The 13173-nt window shown below is 36.8% G+C and carries 9 protein-coding genes; 8 read left to right on the forward strand and 1 reads right to left on the reverse strand.

The window, feature by feature from the left end:
• Nucleotides 1-196 precede the first annotated feature (196 nt).
• Nucleotides 197-1129, reverse strand: a complete 933-nt coding sequence (locus tag LBQ60_09815; protein ID MDR2038208.1) for a response regulator — start codon at nucleotides 1127-1129, stop codon at nucleotides 197-199.
• Between the two features lie 217 nt (nucleotides 1130-1346).
• On the opposite strand from LBQ60_09815, the gene LBQ60_09820 reads away from it, so the two are divergent.
• The 8 genes from LBQ60_09820 to LBQ60_09855 all read left to right on the forward strand — a co-directional run bounded on the left by LBQ60_09820 (nucleotide 1347) and on the right by LBQ60_09855 (nucleotide 13156).
• Entirely contained in the window at nucleotides 1347-2450 is a 1104-nt protein-coding gene (locus LBQ60_09820) for an AhpC/TSA family protein (protein ID MDR2038209.1), read from the forward strand.
• Between the two features lie 74 nt (nucleotides 2451-2524).
• Nucleotides 2525-4060: a YifB family Mg chelatase-like AAA ATPase gene (locus LBQ60_09825; protein ID MDR2038210.1), complete on the forward strand. Its 1536-nt coding sequence runs from the start codon at nucleotides 2525-2527 to the stop codon at nucleotides 4058-4060.
• A 36-nt stretch (nucleotides 4061-4096) separates the two neighbouring features.
• Entirely contained in the window at nucleotides 4097-6559 is a 2463-nt protein-coding gene (locus LBQ60_09830) for a hypothetical protein (GenBank protein ID MDR2038211.1), read from the forward strand.
• Nucleotides 6535-7866 (forward strand): HAMP domain-containing histidine kinase, encoded by a 1332-nt coding sequence (locus LBQ60_09835; protein MDR2038212.1) that lies wholly within the window; start codon nucleotides 6535-6537, stop codon nucleotides 7864-7866. Before LBQ60_09830 ends, LBQ60_09835 begins: the two co-directional genes overlap by 25 nt.
• An 880-nt stretch (nucleotides 7867-8746) precedes the next feature.
• Nucleotides 8747-9874 (forward strand): hypothetical protein, encoded by a 1128-nt coding sequence (locus LBQ60_09840; protein MDR2038213.1) that lies wholly within the window; start codon nucleotides 8747-8749, stop codon nucleotides 9872-9874.
• A gap of 13 nt (nucleotides 9875-9887) precedes the next feature.
• Nucleotides 9888-10826, forward strand: a complete 939-nt coding sequence (locus tag LBQ60_09845; GenBank protein MDR2038214.1) for a hypothetical protein — start codon at nucleotides 9888-9890, stop codon at nucleotides 10824-10826.
• A 21-nt stretch (nucleotides 10827-10847) separates the two neighbouring features.
• Nucleotides 10848-11945, forward strand: coding sequence for a DUF5031 domain-containing protein (locus LBQ60_09850; protein ID MDR2038215.1), 1098 nt, complete (start codon nucleotides 10848-10850; stop codon nucleotides 11943-11945).
• Between the two features lie 14 nt (nucleotides 11946-11959).
• The gene (locus LBQ60_09855; protein MDR2038216.1) at nucleotides 11960-13156 is read left to right on the forward strand and encodes a hypothetical protein; all 1197 of its coding nucleotides are present in this window, start codon (nucleotides 11960-11962) and stop codon (nucleotides 13154-13156) included.
• Nucleotides 13157-13173 lie beyond the last annotated feature (17 nt).

Genomic DNA, 13173 nt, shown 5'->3' on the forward strand with positions numbered 1-13173 from the left:
TGTATAGTTTTGTGCAACAACGGATGTAATACTATCAACTATTCCGGATCCAGAAGTTCGCCAGATGAATATATACGGAATACCATACAACAACAATACCGGTATTATGAATAATAAACCATATAAGTTAGCTTTACGTCCTGAAATAGTATATTCTGTCATTTCTTAAGCAATCCTCCTATAGCGGAATAGCAAACTACCAAAGGTATTTTTTCATCAGGCTGATCAATTTGTTAGCATCAATCGGTTTAGAAATATAATCATTACATCCGGCTTGTAGTGCTTTATATTCATCATCCTGCATCGCATATGCTGTCTGTGCAATAACAGGCAACTGGGGCCGTAAGGCTTTAATAGCTTTTGTGGCATCCAATCCGTTAATATTAGGCATTTTAATATCCATCAAAACAAGATTAATATCAGGATTGGCCTTTACGGCATCAATAGCTTGCTGCCCGTCTGCAGCATGGATAAGGACAGCACCAGTTTCCTCAAAAAGCACTTCCAGAAACATATAATTTACCAATTCATCCTCGGCAATAAGAATGGTCTTTCCTTTCCAGATATTTGTCATCGTATCTGCTTTCGATTTTTGAAAAGCATTGTCGGAATGACTCGAAACGGGTTCTGACGGGTCATCAGCATCTTTATCCAAACTGATAGACGACAACGAAACACTCAGATAAACGACTGTGCCCATATCTTTTTGGGATTCAATATGTATTTTGGCGTTTATAGAATTGGCTAATTTGATAATATCTTTTAAGTTTGAAGCATCCAAATCGGAAGAAGTACCTTCAATTTTAGAAAAACTTTGGGTAGTTTCTTCCAGTACTTCAGGATCAAAACCTACGCCCGTGTCTTCAACAAATAATTGAAGTACATTATTATCCAAAATCCTGTAGCCAATCTTTATATAGCCTTTATCCGTATATTTCACCGCATTGTCAACCAATACATCTATGATCTTCCTGAGGACATCACCATCTATCTTTACGGATATTTTAGGAAGAAAATTTTTCTCATCGAGTAAAAACATAATCCGTTTATTCATAGAAGCAATGCGCTTGCCATATATAGTTTTTAACTCTTTCAGAAACTCATTTAGCTGACATACTGTTTCGTTCATATCCGAATATAAAATGATTAAATTGTAAAATACAAATATTACAAGGTGTAAAATTACCTAATTATTTCGATTTTTACAATAATATTTATGATACTTTTAGATAATAATTATTCCGGATTCATCAACAAACAAAGCCTTCAATGGATGAAAAAAAACATCTTATTTGCTTTGTATCATTGAAAATTGTACATTTGCATAACATATAAAACATCAAATAATGAAGCATTTAATTGGGATTATTTTATCAGTTTGTTTATTGTACTCATGTTCCGACGATTCCGGATATACTATTAAAGGCACTGTAGAAGGAGCGGACGGACAAACTGTTTATTTACAACAGATACAGAACTTTGAACCTGTAGTAACAGATAGTGCAACCATCAAAAAAGGAAAATTTGAATTTAAAGGAACTGTAACAGTACCTGATTTTTCTATATTAAATGTTGGAAACAATGCACCGTTACAATTTTTCATTGAAAATTCAAAAATCAATATTTCCGTCAATAAGGACAGCATCAATGCATCCAAGGTTACCGGATCAAAAGAAAATGACATTTTTTCCGAGTTCAATTCAGGGATGGAAGTTTTTGGCCACCGGATCAAACCATTGAATGAAGAATACATGTCCATGAAAATCATGGAAGCAAATGATACCATCAAAGAAAAATCCATTCTGGATCAAATGGATCAGATCCGCAAAGAAAGGAATGACTATATGTTTGATTTTGTACAGAAACATCCCAATACGGTTGTATCCGCTTTTATCATTACCAATATGTTGTCCCGCTATATCAGCCCTGACCAGTTGGAACCTGTCATCAATAGTTTTGATGATACTTACAGTCAATCGCAATGGGTAACATTGATGAAGGATAACCTGGCAACATTCAAACGTACACAAATCGGGCAAATGTTTACGGATATCACCTTACAATCTCCGGAAGACCAACCCGTTTCCCTCTCAAATTATGCAGGCAAGGGAAAATATGTATTAATGGATTTCTGGGCTTCATGGTGCAGGCCCTGTCGCATAGCGAATCCGCATATAGTAAAACTATATGATAAATATAAAAACAAAGGATTCGAAATTGTAGGTATTTCTTTAGACCGCAACAAAGATGAATGGACTGAGGCTATCGCTGCCGATGATCTAAAATGGCCTCATATGTCTGATCTAAAATTCTGGCAAAGTGAAGCCGCAAAACTATATTCGGTGAATTCCATTCCTTATACCATTCTGTTGGATAAGGAAGGAAAAATTCTGGAAAAAGGTCTTCATGCCGGGGATCTAGAGAAAAAATTAGCGGAATTATTGGATTAGTCTTGCCGGGTTTCACACTGTAGAATAAATCATGATCAAATAATGATTTTCCACTCAATATTCACAGCCTGTATATGTTGGTAAAAACCTTTGGAAGTGCTGTTTATGGGATTAATGCAACCACCATCACTATTGAAGTGAATGTCAATAAAGGGATTAATTTCTTATTGGTGGGATTACCCGACAGCGCTGTAAAGGAAAGCCAACAACGTATTGAATCAGCCTTACAAGTACATGGATTCCGTATGCCGGGAAAAAAGGTGGTCATTAACATGGCACCAGCTGATATCCGAAAAGAAGGATCGGCTTACGATCTTCCATTAGCAATTGGTATACTGGCTGCATCAGAACAAATAAAAAACGAGCATCTGGAAAAATGTATGATTATGGGGGAGTTATCCCTTGATGGTAGTATTCAACCCATCAAAGGAGCTCTACCTATTGCCTTACAAGCCAGGAAGGAAGGATTTGAATCATGTATACTGCCTGCTCAAAATGCGCGGGAGGCTTCAGTAGTAGAGGATATTGCCGTATATGGTGTCGGCAATATTAAAGAAGTGATCGACTGGATCAACGGAACCGGATCTTTACAACCTGTTCAAAACAATATAGGTAATAACGCTCCTTCTTATACAGGATTTGAGAATGATTTTTCTGATGTAAAAGGTCAGGACAATGTAAAACGTGCCATGGAAATTGCTGCGGCAGGAGGGCACAATATCATTCTTATAGGACCTCCGGGAGCGGGAAAAACAATGTTATCAAAAAGATTACCCGGTATTTTACCTCCACTGACCACTGATGAAGCATTAGAAACGACAAAAATTCATTCTGTTGCCGGAAAAACAGGAAAAGATACCACATTGATCACTCAACGTCCTTTTCGCTCTCCCCACCATACAATCAGTGATGTAGCACTGGTTGGAGGCGGTTCTTTTCCACAGCCCGGAGAAATTTCATTAGCCCACAACGGTGTTCTTTTCCTCGATGAATTACCAGAGTTCAAACGGACCGTACTGGAAGTAATGCGTCAACCCCTAGAAGATCGTGTAATAACAATCTCACGGGCTCGTTTTGCAGTCGAATATCCTGCAAGTTTCATGTTGGTTGCTTCGATGAATCCTTGCCCTTGCGGATTTTACAATCATCCTGAAAAAAAATGTATGTGTGCCCCCGGATTCGTACAAAAATACCTGAACCGCATTTCCGGACCTTTACTCGACAGGATAGATATACATATTGAAGTGGTTCCCGTTCCTTTCGATAAACTATCAGGACAACAAACAGCCGAATCCAGTTTCGCGATAAGGAAACGTGTCATCGCAGCCCGCAACAAGCAAGAGGAACGTTACACTGCTTATCAGGGTATTCATTGTAATGCCCAAATGAATTCCAAGATGTTACAAAAGTTTTGCGATATAGACATCTCCGGAAAGGAAATGATGAAAGCAGCCATGCAGAAGCTCGGATTATCCGCACGTGCGTATGACCGGATTCTTAAGGTATCCCGCACGATCGCCGACCTGGATTGTTCCGGTTCCATACAAACCCAACATCTTGCAGAGGCCATACAATACCGCAGCCTTGACCGTGAAGGATGGGGAACATAGATAAATACTATCCGTAATAATTGCCTGTTACACCGGATGAAAGAACCCGTAAAAAAAATATCATTATCGAAACGCTTGTTGCTCTTCAGGCATAGGATGCATATGCCAAGTGTCTCTTTAAGGCTTGTGGTGCTTTTTATCTGTTTATTATTATTTGCCAAACTGGTAGAAAAAAATGTCTTGTTCCCACGATTTGATAAACGACATGCCGAACGGATACAAAAAATATTCACCCAGAAGGAACACGCTTTAAACAAATATGTTGATGAAATAAAGCGTTGTATCGAAATCAACCCTGATGCTTCCTGTTTCATCAATTTTCATCACTTAAACGAGAAAAAATTAAAAAAACAGGGAATTTATATATTTGTATACCATGATGATTTATTAACCTACTGGTCTACTAAAGATGTCACTGCCAAACGATTATATCCAGAATCCGGTCTGGATAAACCTTTTATCAGCTTAAATAACGGACGCTATGCATCTTTTGTATACGAATACAATCAGCACAAAATCGTAGGATTGATCCTGATAAAAAATATTTACCTGTATGAAAACAAGTATTTAAAAACCGGATTCCAAAAAGACTTCAAACTTCCTCCCAATGTAAAGATATTTTCCGGACAAGAATCTTCAGAGTCAAATACTTATCCGATTACCGATACAAAAGGTCAATTTATGTGGTCTTTGATCTTTGACGACACTTGTCATTATGATTTTCAGACATATATTCCGGCCATTGCCTATTTTTTAGCTATACTTATTCTTTTTCTACTGATTGATACCCATTTCCAACGACTGCGAAATAACCGGTTAAAAAACGCATACCTTCCACTGCTCGCCTTAATCCTGTTTTCTTTAAGATATGCAATGCAGCGTTTCAATATTCCTCCATTTTTCTATGAATTAGAGATTTTTGACCCTATTCATTTCGGATCAAAATTATTTTCATCATTGGGTGAGTTATTTCTATGGGCGCTATTTGCTTGTTTTTATGCCATTGAATTGTACCGGAACCTCAGATTTCCGCTTTTCTATGAAAAAAGATGGAAATTCTTCTCATATATTATTATATCCCTATCTATAGTTATTCTATTTTTCTTTTCTACAGGATTAGTCATCGAGTCATTGGTTATTAATTCGTCCAATACTTTTGAAGGCCCCAACAGGATATTACTGCTCAACGGGTACAGTTTACTGGGATACATGATTATCATGTTGTGTTTGCTATCCTTTTGCCTGTTATTGGATAAAGTATTGATCCTGTGCAAACAGGAAATAAAATTAAATCAATTCTTTATCCTGTATATCATTGTTCTTTCATTAGTTATCATCGGATGGTCATTCGCTAACTTACATATTAACTTTTTCTCTATCCTCATTCTCACGGCAATGATCGGAATATTAGGGATGATCCGGCTAAGGAAGAATATAAAATTCAAATACTCCCATTTTGTTTTGATCGTATTCGTTCTGACTGTATATGTTACTTTGTATATCAACCGGTTCAGCATTATTAAATATGAAGACCAGAAAAAAGTGATTGTGACCAATCTGGCTTCACCACATGACTTGACTTCCGAATCACTGCTTCGTGATATTGACAGCAAAATCATCAGTGATACTGTACTGACCAACATCATATATGAAAATCCGGAACAGGTCAAGGATTATTTACAACGTAAATACTTTAACAGTCCAAACTGGAATTCCTATGCTTACCAATGTGTTATTTGTGACGAAGATGACTCCATATACTTAAGCAGTGAACGGAACTTTCAACACTGTATCAGTTTTTTCAAGAGGCAGATAGAAAAATATGGGACCCAGATCATCCGTTCTGATTTTTATCACATGAATCGCCCGGAAACAGATCAATATGCTTCTTATTTAGGTTGGTACAGAAAAGAAAAAGATGGGGAACCTCCATTATATATTTATCCTGAACTATGGGCTGTGGGAAATCCGGACGAAAATGAGATCGGTTACCCTGAATTACTATTGGACAGTCGTACCAGTAAAGACAATAACCTGAAAGGTTACTCATATGCTAAATATAAGAATAATGGACGAGTCAGCCAGTTTGGTGAATACAAATATAACCTGAAAGGCGATATCTTTCAATCAGAAGAATCCGATTACCATATTGTTGTTGCAGATGGCATGGAGCATCTGGTATATCGTCCGGATAAATATTCCATGATTGTGCTTAGTTCTCATTTTCCCAGGCTTGCTGACTATATCATCAATTTTTCCTACATTTTTATCTTTTCATTCCTGGTCGTATCAGGCTTTTTAATCCTGCTTTACCTGCCCATGATCCAACGTTCCTTCCTCTGGGACTTCAGGAACAAGATCCAATTTTCCATGATCACTATTACACTTGTTTCCTTTGGGATCATCGGTACTTACACCATTTTCTATATTAACCGGCAATACCAGGAAAAAACAATGACTCGATCAATGATAAAATGCAATCGGTACACAATCAACTAAATAATTTTCTAATTTTCGAAAAAACGACTAATCCTAACTGGACTGAAGATAATGATGATTTAGTCGAACCGTTGATGGCTCTCAGAAGCACTTTTTTTACCGATATCAACCTTTTTGATGTACATGGCGAGTTAATTGCCACATCTCTTCCTGATATTTTTGATAAAGGGTTAATCAGCACCCAAATAAATCCGGATGCTTTTATAAAGTTGACTTTTAGCCAAAAGGCCTCCATCATAGAAAAAGAAGATATAGGAAAATTAAGCTATACCTCCGTCTATGAACCCATCGTGGATGGAAAAAATAATGTGATCGCTTTTCTGAATTTACCTTATTTTACTCAACAGGACGATCTCCGGGAAGAAATATCAAGTGTCGTACTGGCGGTCACCAATTTTTACATGGTCATTATCCTGCTCACGGTTATTATATCAATCGTTGTGAGTAACCAAATCACACAGCCATTGAACATGTTGCAGGAAAAATTCAGAAATATCAAGTTAGGAGAAAAGAATGAGCCCATCCGTTATAATAAAAATGATGAAATCGGAGGATTGGTTAAAGAATATAACAGGGCTATAGAGGAGTTAGCACGAAGCGCTAGCCGCCTGGCCCGTTCCGAACGTGAATCGGCCTGGAGGGAGATGGCAAAGCAAATTGCCCACGAAATCAACAACCCCCTGACGCCAATGAAATTAAGCATCCAGCATCTCAAACGTGCATGGGACAACAAATCAGAGCGTTTTGACGAATATATGGAAAAAATATCCCACTCTTTGGTGGAACAAATTGATGCTCTCTCCTTCATTGCCACAGAGTTTTCAAATTTTGCAAAAATGCCGGTGGCACAAAATCAATTGATCGATCTTATTACCAGAATCGACGATGTTGTGCCATTGTTTGCTACAGGTGACAATAAACGGGCTTTCCATACAAATTACCATGGCCTGCAAAATGCAACGATTTATGCCGATAGGGAACAGATATCCCGTGTCTTTATTAACCTGTTTAAAAATGCATTGCAAGCCATTCCCAAGGATCGTCCAGCCGATATACATGTAGATGTACTAAAGCTCAACCAAATGATCTGGGTCAGGATAAAAGATAATGGAATGGGCATTCCGGAAGAAATGCAAGAAAAAATCTTCCGTCCAAATTTTACTACAAAATCCAGTGGCATGGGCGTTGGACTAACCATTGTCCGTAATATTATTGAAAGTGCCGGAGGTACAATCAGTTTCCGTACCAAACAAAATGAAGGCACCACTTTTATCATTAGTTTTCCTTCTGCGGAAACCGATGCATAATTTGAAATACGACTGCTTTATAACAAAACAGCTAGCTCTAATAATGGTCAGAATATTTTCCAACCTTTATTTTATACTTTTGTCAGGTTTAATAATTCCTCAAGCAGTTTTTCAATAATTCGTTTAACAATATACAGCAAATGTGTCACGTAAAATCAATAGAATTGACAGATATTTAATGTATAATGCTCAAAAATAAAACTCTGCAAAGCAAGTAAGATTGGATGTTTTGTGGTACTAATTAAAAAAAATATACACAAAATGATATTTTTTTGTAAAAAGAATAAAAATATACTGTAATATTGCATTACATAAAAATAAGTGTTTAATTTTTAAAATTTTGATATAATATGAATAAATAAAAGTTACAAATTAAAAGCAAAACTAATCCAGATATACACAGACTGGAAATATGTTGACTTGGCAGTGAAACTCAACTAAAAGATTATTCTAACACATACACTAAACATAGTTGAGCAGTATCTGACTAAAACCGTTAAGTATTCGGATCCGCTGTAACAGGTTTATTACTAACCAAGTCCATTTACTAAAATTCAAAATATAAAGGTTTTTATAAAACACGGATGTACAGACATCATTCTGCTTGATAGCATATGTTGAATTGCGATCTGATTTTTTATGGATCAACAGCAATTTGGTTGAAAATATCTCATTTTCAATCTATAAAAAACACCTTTATATAACACAGAAATTGAAAGAGTGACCATTTTTTAGTTGGCATTTACTCCAAAAGGCCAGAGAGTTCAGTGTTTATAGAAATCCTGAAACAGGTATTTCCGTAGGCTGGCTTTTGAAGGAAAATAATCTTTTAAATACTTAATATTAGACGTTTACAAAAATGAAGTTAAATTATTTTTTTATGATTGCATGCACTTTTTTTATATGTTCTTCATGTAAAAAAAGCGATGATCTGGTTGAAATTAAAAAATCAACCAAAAATTTTCAGGCAAATGTTGGTTTTGAACTTAACATAGGTGCAACATCAACCTCAATAAGTAAAAGTTTTATCCCGGCTTATGCATTAGACGCTTTCAGTATATATGCATTTAAAAAGTCTGAAAATAGCGGGGATTATATTTTTAATAAGACAATCAATCTGCAGAATTTTACATATTCAGATTCGGAAAAGAAGATTGTCGGAACGGATTCTATTGATGCAGGGATATATAAATTTCTGCCGATATATGGATTGAGAAATCAGTCCAACACCCTTGGAAGTCCTGCTATGGAAGGCAGGATGCTCAATCAGGATCTGGTAATGGAGTATAATGCTAATACTCCGTTAAAAGAAATTTTCTTACAGACAGGTGAAATAGAAGATATTCCGGAATATGAGATCACTGTCTTAAGCCCAAATCCCCGGATCAAATACACTTTAAACCGGGCTGTTGCACGTGTTGACCTGATGCTTATTAAAGCAGTCAAAAATCCTGATGGCTCATATACTGAACAATCCTATCCCGACGGTGAAGATATCCTGGGAGGAAATATTCTTGAACAAATCGGATTCAATTTCAGGTCGATGAATGACAGAATGAATTTTTTCGGCCGCAATCTTACGGGAACACCCATTTCTGCAAATCTTAACCTTGAAAACCCTGACCAACTGGTGGTGGTCGGTACCGGAACAAAAACAATTATAGGCAGCAATACCTATGATAAATATGACCATATAGAAAGTGACGATATCATCAAAGGTTCTGCCCATATATTCGGAACTTATATGATTCCGAATAATGATGGCAGCAGAACAACAGGTATGGACGTTTATTTAAAGCCGGTAAATGGAGTTGGTAGAAGATTCAATGTAAGTACGCTGGACAATAACCATCTTTTGCCTCTTGAACGGAATAAAATCACACTGGTAAAAGTATATGTATTGGAAGGGAATGTATTTACCCCAAATGTCCGTTTTGAAGTGGAAGTAAACATTGTGTGGGAGACTCCGAACAAAGAAGAAGGAGAAATTAACGATATAAGTATCTAAAATATTATATAAAATGAAAATTACCAATTTTATCATATTTAGCTTGATCATAACAGTATTGTCCTGTTCAAAAGATAATACCGTTGAAATAGCCGAACCCTCCGAAAATCCATCTAAACAATCGCAGATCATACGTTTCATGTCTGAAACAGATAATGTCTCTATCCTGGTTTTTAATGAAAACAACAATGATTTTTACTATCAGAAAACCATATCGCCTGTTTGGGCCGCTGATGGAAGTGCTTATTCGACTTTAGCATTGGGTAATTATAAATTTCTGTTTCTTAAATCCGAAGGTTTAAATACGATTGTTCAGCCGGATCCGTTGAACAGTAATTCAAATTTCACGGATTTCCATATCGCAGCAAAAGAAGACCCGGATCATCCAGGTTATTATCTGCCTGTTGATGAAATATGGTTTCCTGAGACTACACGAATGGCGGATAGTACTTATACCATTGCCGGCAAGGATACCATACGTAATAAATTGAAAAGAGCAGTAAGCCAGGTAGTCGTAAACATAAACAGAGCTACATCGATCAACCTGTTTGTGCCTGCTCCATTTAAAAATGGAAAGAATATAACGGAATATATCAGGGAAATACAGATTGAAGCTATCGGAGTAGGTGATTCCATCGACATTTACGGAGGTAAAGGGAATGTGAGCAGTTTGTTTTCAACGGATCAGGCAGATATAACTGCCGATGGCTTTGCCGTTGTCAACGGTCCCATGCTTTTCCCACCTACTTCAGGAACCCAGACACAAGTAAGAGTGACGCTTGTACCTACAGCAGACAGTCCTTTTCCTGAAATGAAAAAGACAATTACAGGTACACTGGAAAGAAACAAACAGCTTGAAATCACATTGTGGCTGACCATAACATTTAAATTCGCAGAGGTAACCATTAAAAATATTTCTTTCTCGGATGGTGATGAAGGAATATGGAATTGACTAATTAAAAAATACCGTAAAATGAAAAATCAAGTAATTCTACAGGTCGTATCTTTTTGTATTGGAATGGCATTGCTCTCCTGTTCGGATGCATTAGACACAGACGATAATATGAAACACATTTCAGAGACCCATACCCCGGTCTCCATAAATATAAAAAGAAATGCAGTCACGGAACTAAAATATGATATCTATATTTTTAGAAAAGCCCTGGATAAAAATGAGCCGTATTTATTAACAGATTCAGCGAAACTTGAAGATTTAAACAGTGAAAGTCTCAGATTCAAAAACATTACTTTGGTCGACAGCACATTCAGATTCCTGTTTTTATCAACTGATAAAAATACCCCTCAAATATTCTTCAAAAATAAAAATGGGTCAATCATGCAATTCGGCGATGAATGGGACGATATCATGATTGTATCAACGGATTCGATCTCCGGGGAAAACTATTATGGTATTGTTGAGTGTTCCGGGGATCAGATTCTCAATGGGCGAACGATACAGGCGGACATGCAGCATATTGGGGGGCGGATTGTACTCGATATATTCCGCACTGAAACTACCGTCAGGGAACCTGTAAGTATTGTGTCACCAAAGGTTGCCTCGGTACTCGACAGGGTCTTTAAAATAAAAATGGAATATACAGGCAGAAGTCAAAGTGTTTATTTTAACGATCTCTCGATGATAGATGATGTTGCGGGTAATGAAAGGGCAACTTATACCCAGTTTTTATATCCGGATACAGTCTTAAATACCCTTAAAGTAAATCTCCCCCAATCCGACAGAGGAATAGAAAACGCTTATAGTGGCGTAAGAGGAAGTGCCCGTATCATGGGTATATGGAGTCTACAATCGACACGGAAAATGAAGATAAAATCTACCTTTTACTTCCATGATACGACACCTAAATGCGGAAATCCCGATCACAACCACGCTTCAACCTGCTATTCTGTTGATTCGTTGATCATGAACATACCGCCGACTTCATCAACAGATCTGATAAGTGTCCTGCCTAATTATTATACGGTGAATAAAGCCGGAATCAGATTCGACAGGATCATAGACCTGAAACATACTTCTTCTATAGAATTTATATGGGACTGGAATAAAAACTAATAATAAATAAACAAATGATACGGAAATTAACCATATTTTTTGCAGTAATATTATATGTATCTGCATGTCAGAAAGACGAAACGATCTTAAAAGAAAATGACAAAAATGTAAATGTGAAAATATCATTATCCATGAATGAATTTATGGATCAGGAAACAGGATATACATTGATGAAGAGTACACGTGCAAACCCAGTTAACCGTTGCTATACAACAAATGGCTTTGCCACTATTATCACAAAGAAGATAGATCATTACTGGATAGTGGATACGGTGATCCATAAAGAACTTGTAACCGGAAAAGGTACCGGAAGTTTTTATTTAACAGACCAACATATACTGAACGATGTATCCCTTGAAATGAGACCGGGTACCTACAGGGTAGTGATCATAACCGGAAAAGCATTTTCAACATGGTCATGGAATGATCAGATAAAAAAGGGATTAGTGGTCGAAGATACAGACATAACTGATTATCCTGTTCCGTTTGCCTGTAAATATAAGGCCAATAACCAGAATGGGTTTACTAATACAGACTCCCTGACATTAGGAACTGAAGTCTTTTCAGGTATGAAACAATTCGAAGTAAAAAAAACCGAAGATCTGCATTCCGACGTTATTGTGAATGATGTAAAAGTTGAATTGTTAAGAAAAGTGAGTAATTACAGGATGGCACTCAGGCATATTACGGATGGAACTGTAGAACCTTTTCATATAGGTGGTCAGAAATATTATATTATGGCCCAGTTTAATACCAAAAAGGATACTCCATTTTGCCAGGGTTTGAACATCTGGGGGGATCCCTGGTATAACCCTGATAAGAAAATGACATCCTGGTGGTACTGTACTGAAGTATACCCTGATCTTGTGAAAGGGAAAGACGGCCTGGATTATCTGGTTAATTCTCCATTACCCACTCTAAGGCAATATTCGTCCTATATGTTTACAGATCCTAAGGTGGAGGTTCCTATTACCATCTCTTCTGTAAAAATAAATAAGGGGTATAACCTTGCCGAATTTTTCTATTTGGGTTCTGTAACGGACACAATAAAACATAATAATATACGGGGAATAGCATTCCGGTCATCTTTAAATGATTTGCCGGGAGGTTACTATTTTGAATTATTCTTAGAAGAAGATAGCAACAATATTCCCATCAATACAGCGACTTTGTTTGACGATTTTATCGAATACAATCTACCTGATCAATAAAATTGATAAAACTAAAT

It is taken from the genome of Bacteroidales bacterium, from assembly GCA_031275285.1.
In the GTDB taxonomy this organism is placed as follows: domain Bacteria; phylum Bacteroidota; class Bacteroidia; order Bacteroidales; family UBA4181; genus JAIRLS01.

Bases quoted from the DNA above. Each gene is read 5' to 3' on its own strand.
- LBQ60_09850 (MDR2038215.1), top strand. From the start codon at position 10,848: ATGAAAAATCAAGTAATTCTACAGGTCGTATCTTTTTGTATTGGAATG.
- LBQ60_09840 (MDR2038213.1), top strand. From the start codon at position 8,747: ATGATTGCATGCACTTTTTTTATATGTTCTTCATGTAAAAAAAGCGAT.
- LBQ60_09815 (MDR2038208.1), bottom strand. From the start codon at position 1,129: ATGAACGAAACAGTATGTCAGCTAAATGAGTTTCTGAAAGAGTTAAAA.
- LBQ60_09820 (MDR2038209.1), top strand. From the start codon at position 1,347: ATGAAGCATTTAATTGGGATTATTTTATCAGTTTGTTTATTGTACTCA.
- LBQ60_09830 (MDR2038211.1), top strand. From the start codon at position 4,097: ATGAAAGAACCCGTAAAAAAAATATCATTATCGAAACGCTTGTTGCTC.
- LBQ60_09845 (MDR2038214.1), top strand. From the start codon at position 9,888: ATGAAAATTACCAATTTTATCATATTTAGCTTGATCATAACAGTATTG.
- LBQ60_09855 (MDR2038216.1), top strand. From the start codon at position 11,960: ATGATACGGAAATTAACCATATTTTTTGCAGTAATATTATATGTATCT.
- LBQ60_09835 (MDR2038212.1), top strand. From the start codon at position 6,535: ATGCAATCGGTACACAATCAACTAAATAATTTTCTAATTTTCGAAAAA.
- LBQ60_09825 (MDR2038210.1), top strand. From the start codon at position 2,525: ATGTTGGTAAAAACCTTTGGAAGTGCTGTTTATGGGATTAATGCAACC.